The sequence below is a fragment of the Bacillus sp. FSL K6-3431 genome, from assembly GCF_038002605.1.
Taxonomy (GTDB): Bacteria; Bacillota; Bacilli; order Bacillales; family Bacillaceae_C; genus Lederbergia.
Genome location: NZ_JBBOCT010000001.1, coordinates 2,127,096 through 2,145,377, shown reverse-complemented (window position 1 = coordinate 2,145,377; position 18,282 = coordinate 2,127,096). Strand labels below are relative to the sequence as shown.

Here is an 18,282-nt window from a genome sequence, read left to right as displayed (position 1 = left end):
CATGATAATGAGCGAATTAGCAGGTAAAGGAGGAAGCATTATGGCGGAGTATAAGCTTCAAGGGTTATCATGCGCAAATTGTGCCCGAGAAATAGAAGAAGAAATTCAAAAGCTTCACAATGGTGACGATGCAAAGGTTTTATTTAATTCAAGCAAACTGATTGTTTCAGATGAGATTGCATTAGATAAAGTGGAGAAAATCTTAGCAAATGATGGAGCAGCATTTGTAAAAGAAACAACTTCAGATTCTGAAGGCCACATACACAGTCATGGAAGTGGACGAAAGCTGCTTTTTTTAATTGGTTTATCAGCTATTCTATTTGCAGTTGCAATTATTGTTGAAAAGCAATGGAGTGAGTCTTTTGCGGTGTTTATATATATAAGTGCTGCGGCATTTAGCGGTTATTCTACCTTTCTAAAAGGGTTGAAAAATCTTTTCAAGTTCAAATTTAATATTGATACATTAATGACAATTGCATTAATTGGTGCATTCGGAATCGGTGAATGGAAAGAAGGTACGCTCGTTGCTATCTTATTTGGTATTAATGAGTATCTTGAAGGCATGGGGATGGAAAAAGCAAGAAAATCTATGGAAACCTTATTAAAGGTGGCGCCAAAAGAAGCGATCATTATACAAGGGAATGAAGAAAAAGTTATTCCAATTGCTGATTTACGTGTTGGCGATATTGTACTTGTTAAATCAGGCGAAAAAATTCCATCAGATGGGACGATTGAAGCTGGTAAAAGCTCTGTAAATGAAGCTGCAATTACGGGCGAATCCATGCCGGTGGATAAAGTACCAGGAGAAAAAGTATTTGGGGGAAGTATTAATAATGAAGGTGTTTTAAAAGTAGCAATTCTTAAAGCTTACGAGGATTCTTCTCTTGCAAAAATTTTACATCTAGTAGAAGAAGCGCAAGAAACGAAAACACCTACTGAACAATTTATTAATAAGTTTGCGAAATACTATACGCCAATTATTATGGTTATTGCTGCGTTGGTAATGGTTGTACCACCTTTATTTGGTGGCACTTGGGGATCATGGTTTTACCAAGGTCTTGCTGTATTGATCGTTGGTTGTCCATGTGCACTTATTATTTCATCACCGATTGCGATTGTTTCCGGGATTGCTCGTAATGCTCGAAATGGTATTTTAATCAAGGGCGGCGTTTTTTTAGAGCAGTTAGGACGAATCAAAACGGTGGCGTTTGATAAAACTGGAACACTGACTAAGGGAGAACCACATGTCGAAAAAATGGATGTATATGATGATTCATTATTTCTACATATAGCTGGATCTATAGAGAAGTCATCCTCCCATCCCTTAGCGAAAGCGATTTTGAAAAAGGTAAGTGAATATTCAGTAGTGCTAGAAGAACCGACTGAAGTTAACACAATAGCTGGTCAAGGAATTAAAGCCGTGATAGGTGGAAAAGAATATTGGCTTGGAAATGAAGCAAGTATCCCTCCCACAGCATTTACTGCAGATATCCAGTCGCAAATTGCAGTATATAAAGAAGATGGATTAACGATTGTTGCTGTTTCGGATCGGGATCAAGTGCTTGGGCTATTTGGAATCGCGGATGAAATACGTCCTGAAAGCAAAAAGATAGTTGATGAGTTGTATAAAGCAGGTGTGCACAATGTCGTCATGTTGACAGGTGACCATGAAATGACAGCGAAGAAAGTAGCGAATGCAACTGGCTTAACAAATTATTACGCAAATCTATTACCTGATATGAAAGTAAATAAAGTGAAGGAATTGACACTGAATGGTAAAACTGCGATGGTTGGTGATGGGATCAACGATGCGCCGGCACTCGCCACGGCTGACCTTGGCATTGCAATGGGGAAAGGAACAGATAGCGCGATAGAGACGGCTGATATTGTTTTAATGCAGGATCATCTAGGGAAATTACCTGAGGCAATTAACATTTCAAAACGTGTAAATGCTGTTATCAAGTGGAATATCTCAATCGCTTTAGGATTAAAAATCATTGCTTTGCTGCTGACGATACCTGGCTTGCTTACATTGTGGATTGCAATCCTTTCAGATATGGGAGCGACCGTGCTCGTAACATTAATTAGCTTGACGGTATTAATCGAAAAAAGAAAATAGATATAAGGTCAGGTCTAAAAATCTGACCTTTGTTTGAGGGAGGTAAATTTGTGGAGAAAATACTTGTAGTGGATGATGAACCATCGATTGTTACATTGCTTAAATTTAATTTGGAAAAGGCTGGATTTTCGGTGATTACCGCGGTGGATGGAAAAGCAGGATTTTCATTGGCGATGGAAGAAAAGCCTGATTTAATCGTGCTAGATTTGATGCTGCCATTTATGGATGGAATGGATGTTTGCAAACAGCTCAGACAGGAAAAAGTGGAAACACCTATTTTGATGTTAACGGCCCGGGATGATGAATTTGATAAAGTACTTGGATTAGAACTTGGTGCAGATGATTATTTGACCAAACCTTTTAGCCCCCGTGAAGTAGTTGCTAGGGTTAAGGCGATTTTAAGACGAGTAAATATGAGTGAAAAGGGAGCAAATAATGAAACGGAAGAAAAGTCTTCTATCCAAATAGGAGAGCTCGTCATCTATCCTGAGAGATATGAAGCGACGATGGGTGGCAATATTCTCGATTTGACTCCGAAAGAATTTGAATTATTACTATACCTTGCGCATCACCGCAGAAAAGTGTTAAATCGAGATCAACTGCTAACCGCTGTTTGGAATTATGACTATGCTGGTGATTCGCGAATTGTTGACGTACACATCAGTCATTTACGTGAAAAAATAGAAATGGATAAGCGAAAACCGCTTTATATTAAAACAGTTCGTGGATTTGGTTATAAACTGGAGACACCATAATTATGCAAAGACTATGGCTCCGAATTACTCTCTCGTTTTTAGTACTGTTTTCATCTGTATTGCTTATAGCGGGTTTTTTTCTTGCGGAAATTATGAAAAATACATATCTTGATTTGAAAGAAAACTATCTAAATCAAACGGCAGCAGTTATATTAAAGTCGATAGAAATGGATGATAGTAATCTTAATTTGCAAAATAGAATAACAGATTTATCAAAACCAATCAATGCACGGATTACGATGATTGATCGCGATGGTAATGTGTTGGCAGATTCTGAAGACGATCCGGAAAAGATGAGTAACCATGCGAGCCGTCCAGAAGTAAAACAAATTTTTGAAGAAAATAAGACATCTGGATTATCGATTAGGTATAGTAACACGCTTGGATATCGGATGATGTATGCGACTATTCCGATTTATGAAGATGGAGAAGTGAGCGGAGTAATGAGAACAGCGCTCACATTAAAAAATATTGATGCTGCGATAAATAAATTATGGACAAGTATTATAATTGTATTAGTTGCTGCCATTTTATTAATTACTTTGATTGGTATTAGGATAGCGAAGGGAATTTCGCGACCTGTAGAAGAAATGATTTTAGTATCGGATAAATTAAAGGATAGCGATTATGATGCGCGTGTAATAATTAATCCAAAAGGTGAACTTGGGCAGTTAGCTCAGGCGATCAATGTCCTAGCTTCCAGCCTAAAAAAACAAATGGAAATGATCGAGGAAAATGAACAACAACTTACTGGTGTTTTAGCGAATATGATGAGCGGTGTGTTGCTCGTTAATACGGAAGGGCGTATATTATTAGCGAATAGAGCCTTAGGGCACCTACTTGGTGAGAAATTAGATAAGTTTACTGGTAAGTTACATATGGAAGTAGGCAGAAGTGTAGATCTTAGTACGTTAATAGAAAAGTGTTTACAAACTGGAAAAGAAATGCGGGAGGAAGTTCGACTATTTTATCCGAAAGAGAGGATATTGGATGCACATCTCGCTCCATATGTAGACGATGAAGGAGATATGAAAGGTATTGTTGCGGTGCTCCATGATGTATCAGATATTCGCAGACTTGAAAAAATGAGAAGTGAATTTGTGGCCAATGTCTCACATGAATTAAAGACACCAATTACGTCTGTAAAAGGTTTTGCGGAGACATTACTAGATGGAGCATTGGAAGATGAAGAGGTTTTACGCAGCTTTCTCACGATTATATATGATGAAAGTGAGCGACTCCATCGGTTAATTAATGATATTCTCGACCTATCTAGTATTGAGCAACACCAAATTCCGCTCAAAATTGAAAATGTCAATTTGACGGAAGCCGTGTATGGAACATTCGATACTGTCAAAGAGGAAGCGATGAAAAAGAATTTGGAAATGAAGCTTCCTGAGAAAAAAGAAATATGGATCGAAGGTGAAAAAGATCGCATTTTACAAATTATTTTGAACTTAACTTCCAATGCGATAGCCTATACGCCAAATAAGGGGAAAATTACGATTAGTATGACTGAAAGTGATAGATATGTAATGTTACAAATTGAAGATTCAGGAATCGGGATTCGTACATCAGAACTACCAAGAATTTTCGAAAGGTTTTACAGAGTAGACAAAGCAAGATCGCGTGATTCAGGTGGAACAGGTCTTGGACTGGCGATTGTAAAGCATTTGGTCGATGCACATCATGGTACAATTGATGTGAGAAGTGTAGAGGGAGTAGGCACGACATTTACCGTCACCCTACCAAAAAAACAATCAATTAATAGTTAAGTTCAAGTAGTGATCTTAGCTGAAGCTCCATTAATGGTTTGATCATATCTAATCCCTGCATTCATTACGGATGCAGGGATTTTTTATAGAATCCAGCAAATCTCATGAGTGGCTAGCAAATCCCGCGAGTGGCCAGCAAATCTGGTGAGTGGCCAACAAATCTGGTGAGTGGCCAGTAAATCTGGTGAGTGGCCAGTAAATCTGGTGAGTGGCCAGCAAATCCCGCGAGTGGCCAGCAAATCTGGTGAGTGGCCAACAAATCTGGTGAGTGGCCAGTAAATTCCGTGAGTGGCCAGTAAATCCCCCGAGTGGCCAACAAATCTGGTGAGTGGCCAACAAACCCCGCAGGAGTCCAGTAAAATCTCACAATACGGCCCGTACCGCACGATGCGGGTCAGGACGGTGTTGCCACAGGACGAGGCGAACTTAGTCGTTCTTCCATTGCGAGGCGCTTCCTGCTTTTCTTTTAATCTTTACAATATCTTAACAATAGATTCATATGAACTTAAACATAGGGGGTTACATTATATATGCAAGCAGTTAGTAGATTATAAAAATTGAAGAGGTGGGGTTCACTCATGAAAAAGAATATGTTAGCTATTTACAGCTTTGTACTTATTTGTATGATTGTTATAGCAGGTTGCGGTAAAAATGAAGATACAGGGGCGAAAGCAGAAGAAAAAACAGGTGATAAAGATAAAGCTGCCGCCATATCTGGATCGATCACTGCCGTTGGCTCAAGTGCATTACAACCATTAGTGGAAGCAGCATCTCAACAGTTTTCCACTGAAAATGCTGAAGCAGTTATTAATGTGCAAGGCGGCGGTAGTGGGACGGGCTTAAGCAAAATTAGCGAAGGCGCAGTCGATATTGGTAACTCGGACATTTTTGCAGAGGAAAAGGGTGGTATTGATACTGCAAAATTAGTTGACCATAAAGTAGCAGTTGTTGGAATGGGACCAGTCGTTCATCCAGAGGTGGATGTTAAAGATATAACACAAGAACAGTTGATTGATATTTTTACAGGTAAAGTTAAAAATTGGAAAGAGGTTGGTGGAGCTGATCAAGAAGTGATCGTAATCAACCGTGCGCAAGGGTCAGGTACTAGAGCGACTTTTGAACAATTTGGCTTGAATGGTGCAGAGGCAACGGAAGCACAAGAACAAGATTCATCAGGTACGGTTAGAAAAATTGTTAGTGAAACACCTGGGGCCATAAGCTATCTAGCATTCTCCTATTTTGATGATTCCATTGTTGCCTTGACTATTGATGGAAATGAACCAACACAAGCAAATGTAGAAACAAATGATTGGAAAATTTGGGCATACCAACATATGTACACAAATGGTGAGCCAACCGGCTTAACGAAGGCATTTCTTGATTATATGTTAACAGCTGAAGTACAAGAAGAATTAGTTCCGCAACTAGACTATTTACCTGTTACAGGTATGAAAGTGGAACGCGATGCAGAAGGCAATGTGAAATAAAATTAGTATGCTCAGCTTGGGTGGCTTAACAGCCACCTCAAGCCATTTAATGGGAAGGGGTAACATCTGTGGAGAAATGGACAGAAGATATTTCACTTCAATTATTGAAGCCGAATAAAAAAGTCAGAATAGAACGGACTGGAAAAATACTTGCATTTACAGCAGTGGGAATAACAATTACCATTGCTTTTGCTATTTTATTTCTTGTTACATCAAAAGGTTTATCTACATTTTACATTAATAAAGGTAGTGTGATTGACTTTTTCACCGGTTTGAAATGGAATCCAGGGACAGTGAATGAACTTGGGAAACCAATAATTGGTGCTTTGCCATTCATATTTGGCTCCTTTGTTGTTACTTTTTTATCTGCTCTCATTTGTGCACCAATTGCGATTGGAGCAGCTATCTTTATGACAGAAATATCCCCAGGATTCGGAAAGAAAATCCTTCAACCTGTAATTGAATTACTCGTTGGAATTCCATCTGTTGTCTACGGATTTATTGGACTGACAGTAGTAGTTCCATTTATTAGAGATCATCTAACAGGTAGTGGATTTGGGATTGCAGCTGGAACAATAGTATTATCAGTGATGATTTTACCGACGATTACTAGCTTAGCGACAGATGCAATAAGAGGTGTATCTAGGCAGTTGCGAGAAGCATCGTTAGCACTTGGAGCGACGCGCTGGCAAACGATTTACCGCGTTGTTTTGAAAACAGCTAGACCTGGTTTGCTAACAGCTGTTATATTCGGCATGGCTCGGGCTTTTGGAGAAGCATTAGCCGTCCAAATGGTTATTGGGAATTCAGCAGTTATCCCATCTTCATTATTTGAACCTGCCGCGACTTTGACAAGTATTTTGACAATGGGCATGGGATATACGGTGATGGGGCAAGCGGAAAATAATGCCCTTTGGTCACTTGCACTCGTTCTCCTCATTATGTCATTTATATTTATCATTGCGGTCAGAATGATTGGGAAGGGGAAAAAGACATCATGAATGCTAAATTTGCAGATCGGGTAGCCACAGCAATTTTTTATGCGATTGCGATTATTATCGTTCTCATATTAGCTAGTTTGCTAGGCTATGTTTTATATCACGGTGTTCCGAAATTAAGTTGGCAGTTTATTTCCTCCCCACCACAAATATTTAAAACTGGTGGAGGTGTTGGGCCGCAGCTTTTCAATTCATTTTATTTGCTTGTGCTTACAATGATTATTAGCATTCCAATCTCACTCGGGGCTGGCATTTATATGGCTGAGTACGCAAAAAAAAATGCGTGGACAGATTTTCTTCGGACGATGATCGAAGTACTTTCATCGCTTCCATCAATCGTCGTTGGATTGTTCGGTTTTTTGTTTTTCGTTATTTATATGGGCTGGGGATTTTCGATTCTTTCAGGTGCACTTGCACTAGCAGTGTTTAATTTACCATTAATGGTCAGAGTAGTGGAAGAATCGATCCGCAATATTCCTCAGCAGCAAAGAGAAGCAGGATTAGCACTCGGTGTATCAAGATGGGAAACAATTACAACAATTGTGCTTCCAGCAGCATTACCAGGAATTATTACCGGCGTTATTTTAGCGTCAGGAAGGGTATTTGGCGAAGCAGCAGCGCTCATTTATACAGCAGGAATGAGCACCCCTAATCTTGATTTCTCCAACTGGAATCCGTTATCGCCAACTTCTCCTCTCAATCCTATGCGACCAGCTGAAACATTAGCGGTTCATATTTGGAAAATCAATGGGGAAGGAATTATGCCTGATGCAGCAGCAGTTTCTGACGGTGCAGCAGCATTACTTGTAATAGCGATTCTTATCTTTAATCTTGGAGCACGGTGGATCGGTGGCTTTGTCCATCGGAAAATGACTTCAGCATAAGCAGGAGGGTTTAGTAATGGCAGCAATACTTGAAAGAAAAACTCAAGACGTGTTCAACACAGATAAACAACCAGTTCAAACTGGTGCTGATATAGAGAAGATAGCTATGGAAACAATCGATTTAAGTGTGCATTACGGTGAGAAAACAGCAATTCACCAAGTATCATTACGTTTTCCTGAAAAAAATGTAACGGCCTTAATCGGGCCATCTGGATGTGGGAAGTCTACGTATTTACGTAGCTTAAATCGGATGAATGATGAAATAGAACAATGTCGAACAGACGGAAAAATTATGTATAAACAAGTAGATATTAATAGTGATGCAGCAAATGTTTTTGAAGTGAGAAAACAAATAGGCATGGTGTTTCAAAAGCCAAATCCATTTGCAAAGTCGATTTTTAATAATATAGCATACGGACCGAGCCATCATGGAGTGAAAAATAAGCAACAACTGCATGACATCGTGGAAGAAAGCTTACAAAAAGCAGCATTATGGGATGAAGTAAAAGATCAGCTACATCGATCAGCATTAGCGTTATCTGGTGGTCAGCAGCAGCGTCTTTGTATTGCAAGAGCATTGGCAATGAAACCTGAAGTACTGCTTCTAGATGAACCTGCTTCTGCACTTGATCCTGTTTCAACGGGAAAAATCGAAGAGTTAATCAGTGAGTTAAAAGAAGAATTCTCGATTATTATTGTTACACATAATATGCAGCAAGCTGCGCGGATTTCCGATTACACTGCATTTTTCTATATGGGGAATGTCGTTGAATATGGAAAAACAGAACAAATTTTTACCAATCCACGTAAGCAACAAACGGAAGATTATATTTCAGGTAATTTTAGCTAAAAGGAGGGACTACGATGACCGTAATGCTTAATGAAAAAAACAAAGTCGCTGAAAAATTCGCCATTCGATCAGAACAATTGCATTTTTATTATGGAAAAAAGCATGCATTAATAGATATTAATTTGAATATTAAACCAAACAGGGCAACAGCTCTAATTGGTCCTTCCGGCTGTGGTAAATCTACTTTTCTGAGAACATTAAACAGAATGAATGATTTGATCGCTAACACGAGAACAGAAGGTAAAATTATGATAGGCGACTGGAATGTAAACGATCCGAATATGGATGCTGTAGAGTTGCGGAAACGAGTTGGCATGGTATTTCAACAAGCGAATCCATTCCCAATGTCAATCTATGACAATATCGCTTATGGTCCTCGTATCCATGGACGGAAAAGCAAAAGTGAATTGGATGAATTAGTTGAATCAAGCCTACGTTCAGCAGCGCTTTGGGATGAGGTAAAGGATACTTTGGGTAAATCTGCGTTGGGTTTATCTGGTGGTCAACAGCAACGTCTGGTTTTAGCAAGAGTCCTCGCTGTCAAGCCAGAGATTATATTAATGGATGAGCCTACATCTGCTTTAGATCCGATTTCAACATTGAAGTTGGAACAATTAATTTTAGACTTGAAAAAGCAATATACGATCATTGTTGTCACTCATAATATGCAGCAGGCTGCTAGAATTTCAGACGAGACTGCTTTCTTTTTAAACGGTGAAGTGGTCGAGTTTTCCGATACAAACCAGATTTTCACAAATCCTACTAATAAGCAAACAGAAGATTATATAACTGGAAGATTTGGTTGAGAAAATTAAAGAGGAGGGTTTGTTATGGCGATAAGAAGCCAATTTGATGAACAGTTGAATGGACTTCATCAGCAATTATTAACAATGGGGATGATGGTCGAGGAAGCCGTTTTTAAATCTGTAAAATCTCTTAGTGAAAAAGATGTGGTTTTAGCTCAATCGATTGTTACTGGGGATAAAGCAATTAATGATGCCGAAATTGCAATTGAAAAAGCATGTTTTTCTCTACTTGCTCTACAACAACCGGTCGGCGGTGATTTGCGAAGAATTGCAACAACGTTAAAGGTAGCTACCGATTTAGAAAGAATGGCAGACCATGCAGTTAGCATTGCTGAAACAACAATTATCTTAAAAGATGAAACATATGCAAAACCGTTAATCGATATCCCGAAAATGGGTGAGCATGTGCAAAAAATTGTCAGAGATTCGATTAGCGCCTATATTCAATTGGATCACAAAGGTGCATATAAAATTGCACTGCAAGATGATGCGATCGATGCTCAGTATAGAAAAGTATTTTCTGAGTTAATCGATATGATGACGAAAGATAAACAATTGATTAGTCAGGCGACACATTTATTATTAGTTGCCCAGTACTTGGAACGCATTGGCGACTACGCTACGAATATTTGTGAATGGATTGTTTATATGGAAGCGGGACAAATAGTGGAATTGAATAATTGATGAACCGAAAAACGAAAGTGGCCTAGCTATCATCGTATATGTAAAATTGAACATTGATTAAGTTCGAGAAGGAATACTGACGAAGAGGATCAAGTCCTGTGCAACATCATTACTTATAAAAATATATATAGTAAAGTAGGGATCGTAAGGGATCCCCGCTTTTTTTTTGCTTACAAATAGAGAAAGTCCTCGCTCTCTATGAACGGCTTACCATTAGGTTAGCTGATGATAAGACCTGTTAATTAATCGACTGAACGAAGGGCCTCAATTTTATTAAAACTTCGATGGCATAATAGAAAGATAATATAAGCGGTGACACTGAAAGCAATAAGTGAAAAAATAGGTACAAGGAAAATGAGCAATGCCATTGATATCAATAATAATATAGAAACAATAGTAGTTGGAAAATACATAACCGCATATAGAAATGAGTTTTTTAAGGCATTTTTAAACGATAACTTAAAATGCACGATTACGGGGAATAAATAGATACTGACGCTCAGGGTAATTAAGCTCAGAATAAAAAGTAGGGATAGCACGAGCACACTCATTGTAGGTCCTAACTGGTCCATCAATGTAAAGTCTATGTAAAAAATGAACACGAATAGGAAAAATAATAATCCCGAGATAAAGCTTATCATAAAATTAGATTTAAAATACGTAAGGAATGCAATGAATATACTAGTATGCTTTCCTAGTTTCCAATCTCTTATTACAGCAAACATTGCAGCAGTTGCAGGGAATAAGGTGATCAAGGGTAAGGAAAATAGAATCCATATTAAATTAAGTAAGAAGAAGTTTGATAGCGATTCTAATATTGAGTAGAATTTGGAGTCAAGTAGTTTCATTATGTTCCTCCATAATAGGTTGTTGGTTTTCCGTCTTCAGCAGGCATTTGTGTGTAGGCGTTATTTCGATATTTTTTAGGTGATACGCCTTTATATTTCTTGAACATCTTTGAAAATAGTAATGGGTCTTCATAACCGATAGACCGTGCGATATCTCCAATCGATAAATCACTGTCATCAAGAAGTATACAAGCTTTATTCATTCGAAAATGGATTAAATATTGTTGAATGCTAGTTTGTAGATAATCCTTAAAAAGGGAGCATAAATAACTTCTGTCAAGGCCGACATATTCAGCGATCTTTGCGATGGTAATTTTATTAACATAATTCATTTCAATGAAATCAATGACCTTATTTACATATTCTTCTTTCTTAATTTGCCGCCGGCTAACTTTCCGTTTTGGGTACGCTTCCACAATTTGAGCAAGTAATAAATAGAGCAAACCATGCACTCTTAACTCTCCTTGAACGGTCGAATCCTCGCGTTTAATCACATCCTGAAAAAGCAGAATACAAGGATCATTTAAATCGAAATCAAAAATAGGCGCACGGTTAGACAGCCTTGTTTCACCAATGAAACTTTCCGATTGAATACCATGAAACCCAATCCAACAATAGGTCCAAGGGTTGTTTTGATCAGCTTTATAGTAAGTTACTATATGTGGATCAATTAGAAAACCTTGCCCTTTTTTTAAATGATATACCTCATCATTAACTTTAAAAACTCCTTCGCCATCAAGAATAAAGTGAATTAAATAGTATTCACGAACAGCAGGACCAAAGAAATACCCAGGCCAACATGTTTCCACTCCATATGTATGTAAATAAAGATCTTTAAAATGTAAATTTTTTGGGACGTATACCAAGGTTTGCGACATAAGTTTACCTCCTTGGGTAAGTGAATGTAAATGATTATACCATATAAATTAACTTTATTGATAAACATTTATCCTGATGGTTACCTAATTAATAAGGTTAATGATTAGGATAACGATATGTGAGAGAAAGTTCAACGTATACCGAAAGGAATAAAGGGGGAAATCACTTTTTTAGAAGCCGCTGGATATAGTCTTGGGTGAACACGCATTTTGCATACTTAAGGGCTCTATAAAGAAATTTCATTTAATTAAACCTCCATTATTTTTCCTCAACGCTTTGGTAAAATGATTATCCAATTGTACGTTAAGAACCTCAAAGGGCAAAACCTTAAGGAAATCTTTTTCTTTTAAATTTAATTACCAAAAATAGAAATATGATATTGTGCCTCATCTATCCCTAGTAATCCGCATCTTACTTTTTTAGTGAAATAAACCTTCTTTTTAGTAATAATAACTTAATCGACATTTACTTTATAAACGAGGAGGATTTATCCTACTTCAATAGTGTTAAAGAAACAATTACTCCCTTTTTGAGCTATTTGTCTAAAAACAACTAGTCTTTTTACATGATAACTAGTATTTTTCTATTTACCTAGTGCACAAGTTTGAATATTATAGGTATACATGTAAGGGGTTACAATTATTACCTTTATCGAAAAAACAAAGTAATTTGGAAGGCGTTAATTAAGTTTCGTAATTAATGTGTAACTTAATCGCGCGAGTTATTAATTAAAAATTGGGAAGATTACTAATTTTCCCTTAATGAAAGGAGGATGGCGGCATTTACTTTTGAATTTAATTAAAAGATACGGGAGGGGTCAATGTGAAACAAGCTAAACTGTCTTTTCTTATCATGGCAATATTTGTTTTGTTACTAACTGCATGTAGTGGCGGAAAAGAAACCTCTGGAGAGAAGTCAGAAACGGGAAATGACTCGGAAAAAACGGAGGGACCAAAAGAAGATGAAGCAACATACGATTTAGGTGGGAGAGTAATTAAAATCGCGGATCACTATGACCGAACTCCACAGGGTGGGACAGAGATTGAAGATTTAAAGGTTGAAAAGTGGAAAGAAGTAGAGGGAAAATATAATGTCAAAATTGAATGGGTGGTTATCCCATTCGAGGAAAAAGTAAATCAGTTGACCACTACATTATTAGCCGGCGAACCCGCTGCTGATATTTGGGGGCTCGGTACTACAGATGTAGCCGCTCTTGTTCAACAAGATTATGTGTATGCGTTAGACGAGATTATTGATCTTGAATCATCAAAAATGACTGAGACAATGAAAAAGTTAGGTACGCTTGGCGAAAAGGTTTACTTTTTGACTAGTCAAGTAAATCAAAGTGGTGGCATGTTCTACAATAAAACGATGTTTGAACAGGCTGGTCTTCCTGATCCGTACGAATTGCAGGAAGCTGGAGAGTGGACATGGGAAGCTATGTTAGAAGCGGCTAAAAAGCTTACAAATGGCACTACTTACGGCTTGAGCGCTGATCCGAATCTACTGGCGGAGTATTCAATTTTTACGAATGATGCACAGTTTATTGATTCATCTACAGGGAAAGTAACCGTAGATTCACCAAATGCAATTGAAGCATTGGAATTTGTTTCTTCTTTATACAATGAACATAAGGTAATTAAACCAAACGAAGGTAACAACTATGAAGATCCCCGTAATTACTTTACTGAAGGTTTAGTAGGCATGACTCAAGGTTGGGTATGGGAAGCGGAAGGGCGTCTAGAGGCTCCGTTTGAGTGGGGGTATGTTTTCTGGCCGAAAGGACCAAAAGCAACCGACTATGTCACACCTCTCTCCGACTTTGGTGGAGATGTAATTCCAAAAGGGGTTGAAGATCCTCAGATTGTTTATCAAATTTGGGAGGAAATGACAGCGTTTGAAGTATCGGAAGAGGATGTAGTTCATTGGTTTGAAATCGTTATGCCAAATGAAGAATCTGTAAATACAGCGACTGAAATGTTGGATAATATTAAGTCAAACTATTGGCCGTCATACAATCTAAAAGATGCGTTTTACGAAACTTTTGAAAATATAGCTACCGGTACTGAATCACCAACACAGGCGATTGCTAAAGTGAAAGGGGAATCTCAGGCCCGTATAGATGAATTCATGGGGAAGAAATAGTACCCATAAATATATGGAAATCCTGATTTATTAGTAGCAATAGTATTAAAAATAAAAGAAATTCCCGTCTAATATAGTATATACATTAGCGGGAATTTCATATTCAGACAGTGATATAAATAACCAGGTAGGAGGTGGTTTGAATGTGCAATCACCAAATCAGAAAAATCCTCTCTTTATTTACAGTTTTTACTTTTTTCCTTTCTGGAGTTAGTTTGTCGCAAGATCTAACTTTTTCAAGTCCTAAAGCATATGCCCAGAAGGAAAATGTAGAGGAACCAATAAAGGAAGGTCAATTTGTCCGTTCAGATTTGTATTCGAACTACTTAGATACTTATGGAGATTTAATAAAGCCACAAACAGAAATTATCATTGAGGGGGAAGCATACACCTCAACAGATGAAATGACCGCCGAAATATTATCTAAATACGAGGGTTTAGATGGACAAGCTATTAAAACAGATGAGACAGGGGCAATTTCATGGGAAGTTGAGGTTCCAGAAGAAGGGCTTTACAATCTGCTAGTTAAGTATTTTCCAATTGAAGGGAAAAGTTCTTCAATTGAAAGGGAACTACTGATTAATGGAAAACTACCTTTCCGGGGTGCTGCAACATTAACTTTCCCGCGAACATGGGAGAATGCTTTACCAGAAATTGGGCGCGATAATCGTGGGAACGATTTAAGGCCAAGGCAAGTTGAAAAACCGATTTGGATGGAAGTTGATTTGCGGGATAGTGAAGGTTATTATACGGAACCTTATTCATTTTATTTTAGTAAGGGAAAAAACACGATTACATTTGTATCTTCAAGAGAACCAATGGTCATAGATTACATAAAACTTTACCAAGTAAATGAGCCACAAATGTATGAAGAAATAAAGTCAGAGTATGAAAAAATAGGCTACCAGGAAATAAAAGATACACGGATAAAAATACAAGGAGAAGATGCTGTTTTAAAATCGGCCCCAACCTTATATCCGATAAATGATCGTTCAAGTCCAGCCACAGAACCATATGATATTTCAAAAGTTAGGATGAATATGATCGGTGGGCAGAATTGGAGATGGCCAGGACAATGGATTTCGTGGAATGTTGAAGTGCCGGAGGATGGATTGTACAAACTGGGTGTGAAATATAAACAAAATACGTTACGAGGTCTTTATTCGGCTAGAAAACTCTTGATTAACAATGAAGTTCCTTTTAAAGAGATGGAAAATATCCCATTTTACTATCATAATAGCTGGGATATGGAAGTGTTCGGAGGAGACGATCCATATTTATATTATCTACCTAAAGGTACGCATGAAATAAAACTAGAAGTTACACTTGGTGATATGGCTCCGCTTTTACGGACCGTAGAAGATAGTGTGCTTGAACTGAATTATATTTACAGGAAAATACTAATGGTAACGGGAGCAACGCCAGACCAATATCGAGACTATCAACTAGAAAAAAACATACCTGAAATGTTGGAAGTTTTCGCGCGTCAAAGTGATGTTCTTTATGAAGTGGCAGATGAGCTTGCCAGAGTGACAGGAGAAACAAGTGATCAAACGGCTATATTAAAAACGATGGCTTATCAGCTCAAAGACTTTACTCAACGCCCCGAAACCATTCAGAGGCGTCTTGAAAATTATAAAATCAATGTCGGTGGACTAGGGACATGGATTTTGACTGTCAGAGAACAGCCGTTGGATATCGATTATTTGGTATTATCTTCTCCAGACAAAGAAATGCCAAAGCCTGATGTTTCCGTCGTAAGAAAGGCGGCACATGAAGTTGGCAGCTTTTTTTACTCGTTTATTGAGGACTACAATAGCATCGGTAATGTAACGGAGGAAGGAAGCGAGGAAGAGTCAATCACAGTCTGGATTGGAACAGGGCGTGACCAAGCACAAGTTCTAAAATCAATGATTGATGATACATTTACTCCCGAAATGAATATTAATGTGAATTTGAAACTAGTGCAAATGGGGGTATTGCTTCCTGCAACATTGGCAGGGCAAGGGCCAGATGTAGCGATGCAAGTTGGCAATGATATCCCTGTTAATTATGCTATGCGGAATGCAGTTGCCGACTTAGCGCAATTCGAAGATTTTAATGATATCAGTACAAGGTTTAGAGAGAGTGCTATTTTGCCTTATCGTTTTAATGGTGGTGTATATGCCCTGCCCGAACAGCAAATATTCAATATGCTTTTTTACCGGAAGGATATTTTTGAAGAGTTGAACTTGAAGGTACCAAACACATGGGATGAGCTATATGAGGTGATACCGGCCTTGCAGAAAAATCATATGGACATTGCTTTGCCACTAGCGCAAGATCCTCAGAACCCAGGTGAAGTACAGAACTTAATTCCGAACCAAGCATTTACTATGATGCTATATCAAAAAGATGGAAAGCTGTACAAAAATGAAGATAAAGCAAGTGCACTTGAGTCAGAATTATCAATGGAAGCCTTTAAGGAATGGACAACTCTATATACAAATTATAAATTGCCTTTGCAATTTGACTTTCCTAACCGTTTCAGAACCGGTGAAATGCCACTTGGAATCGCTGATTATACTTTTTATAATCATTTGTCCGTTTCTGCACCTGAAATTCGGGGGCTTTGGGAATTCGTGCAAATCCCTGGGACTGTTCAAAAAGATGGAAGTATTAGACGTGATGTTGGTAGTGCCGGAACATCAGCTATCATTATGGACCAATCGAAACACAAGGATGCTTCTTGGGAATTTATGAAATGGTGGACTAGTAAAGATGTTCAAGTTCGATTTGGAAGAGAAATGGAAGGGTTAATGGGGGCAGCAGCTCGTTATCCAACCGCAAATATTGAGGCATTGAAAGAACTTCCTTGGCCTGTAAAAGATTATGAAGAGCTTGAAGAGCAGTGGCAGTGGGTCCAAGGTGTACCTGAGGTGCCGGGAGGATACTTTACAGGAAGGCATTTGGATAACGCATTTAGAGAAGTTGTGAATAACGGCACGAATCCCCGTGAAGCACTGAATGATTACATTATTTATATTAATGATGAAATTCGTGTGAAGAGAAAAGAGTTCAATTTGCCGTTGGAATAGGAGGGGAATATTATTTTATCAGAAACAAAGCAATCAGAAGCGAATGTAGTAAGCTCCGTTGCAGCGAAAAAGCCATCATTTTTTCAAAGGACTAAAAGGAATGTAATGTTACATAAACATTCATATATTTTGATGGCACCTTACTTTATTTTATTTTTTCTTTTTACTATTTTACCAGTTTTGATTTCAATCATCATCAGCTTTACATATTTTAATATGCTTGAATTTCCGAGATGGGTTGGCTGGGATAACTATGCAAGATTATTTTTAGAAGATGATGTGTTCTTAATCTCCTTAAAAAATACGATTTTATTTGCAGCTATTACGGGACCAGTAAGTTATATTGCTTGTTTTGTCTTTGCCTGGTTGATTAATGAATTCCCACCGAAAATCAGGGCGTTTATGACATTGATCTTCTTTGCTCCCTCTATTTCAGGCAATATTTACTTTATCTGGCTTATTATCTTTTCTGGTGACACATATGGTTATGCGAATGGAATTCTGATGAAAATAGGTTTAATTTATGAACCAATTCAATGGTTACATGACCCTACGTATATTTTGGCTGTTGTAATGCTTGTTCAGCTATGGCTTAGTTTAGGCACTAGTTTCCTAGCATTTATCGCAGGTTTACAGACGATTGATAGAACATTATACGAAGCCGCTGCAATTGATGGTATTAGAAATAGATGGCAAGAGCTTTGGTTTATTACGCTTCCATCAATGAAACCGCAATTGCTATTCGGAGCAGTTATTCAAATTACTACAACATTTGCAGTCTCCGATGTTGCTATGGCACTTGCTGGGTTCCCAAGTGTTCAATATGCAGCACATACAATTGTTACTCACTTACTTGATTATGGGACAATCCGGTTTGAAATGGGATATGCTTCATCAATTGCCACTATTCTCTTCATTATTATGATGACAACAAACCTGGTTGTACAAAAGTTACTGCGGAAGGTGGGTGAATAG

At 38.0% G+C, this 18,282-nt stretch carries 14 protein-coding genes; 12 read left to right on the top strand and 2 right to left on the bottom strand.

The window, feature by feature from the left end; genetic code table 11:
* Positions 1–40 precede the first annotated feature (40 nt).
* The 9 genes from MHB53_RS11040 (at position 41) to phoU (ending at position 10,358) form a co-directional block, all read left to right on the top strand.
* Positions 41–2,119, top strand: a complete 2,079-nt coding sequence (locus MHB53_RS11040) for a heavy metal translocating P-type ATPase (protein ID WP_340918101.1) — start codon at positions 41–43, stop codon at positions 2,117–2,119.
* A 50-nt stretch (positions 2,120–2,169) separates the two neighbouring features.
* A complete protein-coding gene (locus MHB53_RS11035) occupies positions 2,170–2,874 on the top strand; it encodes a response regulator transcription factor (protein WP_340918099.1) in 705 nt (234 codons plus the stop codon).
* A gap of 2 nt (positions 2,875–2,876) precedes the next feature.
* Positions 2,877–4,649 (top strand): two-component system histidine kinase PnpS, encoded by a 1,773-nt coding sequence (gene pnpS, locus MHB53_RS11030; protein WP_340918097.1) that lies wholly within the window; start codon positions 2,877–2,879, stop codon positions 4,647–4,649.
* Between the two features lie 578 nt (positions 4,650–5,227).
* Complete coding sequence (locus MHB53_RS11025; protein WP_340918094.1) at positions 5,228–6,136, top strand: phosphate ABC transporter substrate-binding protein; 909 nt, start codon at positions 5,228–5,230, stop codon at positions 6,134–6,136.
* A gap of 68 nt (positions 6,137–6,204) precedes the next feature.
* Positions 6,205–7,137, top strand: coding sequence for a phosphate ABC transporter permease subunit PstC (pstC, locus tag MHB53_RS11020; RefSeq protein ID WP_340918092.1), 933 nt, complete (start codon positions 6,205–6,207; stop codon positions 7,135–7,137).
* Complete coding sequence (gene pstA, locus MHB53_RS11015) at positions 7,134–8,018, top strand: phosphate ABC transporter permease PstA (protein WP_340918090.1); 885 nt, start codon at positions 7,134–7,136, stop codon at positions 8,016–8,018. Before pstC ends, pstA begins: the two co-directional genes overlap by 4 nt.
* 106 nt (positions 8,019–8,124) lie before the next feature.
* Positions 8,125–8,868, top strand: coding sequence for a phosphate ABC transporter ATP-binding protein PstB (pstB, locus tag MHB53_RS11010; RefSeq protein ID WP_340924631.1), 744 nt, complete (start codon positions 8,125–8,127; stop codon positions 8,866–8,868).
* A gap of 23 nt (positions 8,869–8,891) precedes the next feature.
* Complete coding sequence (pstB, locus tag MHB53_RS11005) at positions 8,892–9,674, top strand: phosphate ABC transporter ATP-binding protein PstB (RefSeq protein WP_340924628.1); 783 nt, start codon at positions 8,892–8,894, stop codon at positions 9,672–9,674.
* Positions 9,675–9,698: 24 nt separating this feature from the next.
* Positions 9,699–10,358, top strand: a complete 660-nt coding sequence (gene phoU / locus MHB53_RS11000) for a phosphate signaling complex protein PhoU (RefSeq protein WP_340918088.1) — start codon at positions 9,699–9,701, stop codon at positions 10,356–10,358.
* A 242-nt stretch (positions 10,359–10,600) separates the two neighbouring features.
* On the opposite strand, the gene MHB53_RS26365 is transcribed toward phoU, so the two are convergent.
* Positions 10,601–11,206: a YesL family protein gene (locus tag MHB53_RS26365; protein ID WP_445661424.1), complete on the bottom strand. Its 606-nt coding sequence runs from the start codon at positions 11,204–11,206 to the stop codon at positions 10,601–10,603.
* Complete coding sequence (locus MHB53_RS10995; RefSeq protein ID WP_340918085.1) at positions 11,206–12,084, bottom strand: AraC family transcriptional regulator; 879 nt, start codon at positions 12,082–12,084, stop codon at positions 11,206–11,208. The genes MHB53_RS26365 and MHB53_RS10995 overlap by 1 nt, the downstream gene beginning before the upstream one ends.
* A gap of 823 nt (positions 12,085–12,907) precedes the next feature.
* Here MHB53_RS10995 and MHB53_RS10990 point away from each other — a divergent pair.
* From MHB53_RS10990 to MHB53_RS10980, 3 genes are all read left to right on the top strand, one after another.
* Positions 12,908–14,230, top strand: coding sequence for an ABC transporter substrate-binding protein (locus MHB53_RS10990; RefSeq protein ID WP_340918083.1), 1,323 nt, complete (start codon positions 12,908–12,910; stop codon positions 14,228–14,230).
* A gap of 143 nt (positions 14,231–14,373) precedes the next feature.
* The gene (locus MHB53_RS10985; protein WP_340918081.1) at positions 14,374–17,307 is read left to right on the top strand and encodes an extracellular solute-binding protein; all 2,934 of its coding nucleotides are present in this window, start codon (positions 14,374–14,376) and stop codon (positions 17,305–17,307) included.
* A 105-nt stretch (positions 17,308–17,412) separates the two neighbouring features.
* Positions 17,413–18,282: a carbohydrate ABC transporter permease gene (locus tag MHB53_RS10980; RefSeq protein WP_340918080.1), complete on the top strand. Its 870-nt coding sequence runs from the start codon at positions 17,413–17,415 to the stop codon at positions 18,280–18,282.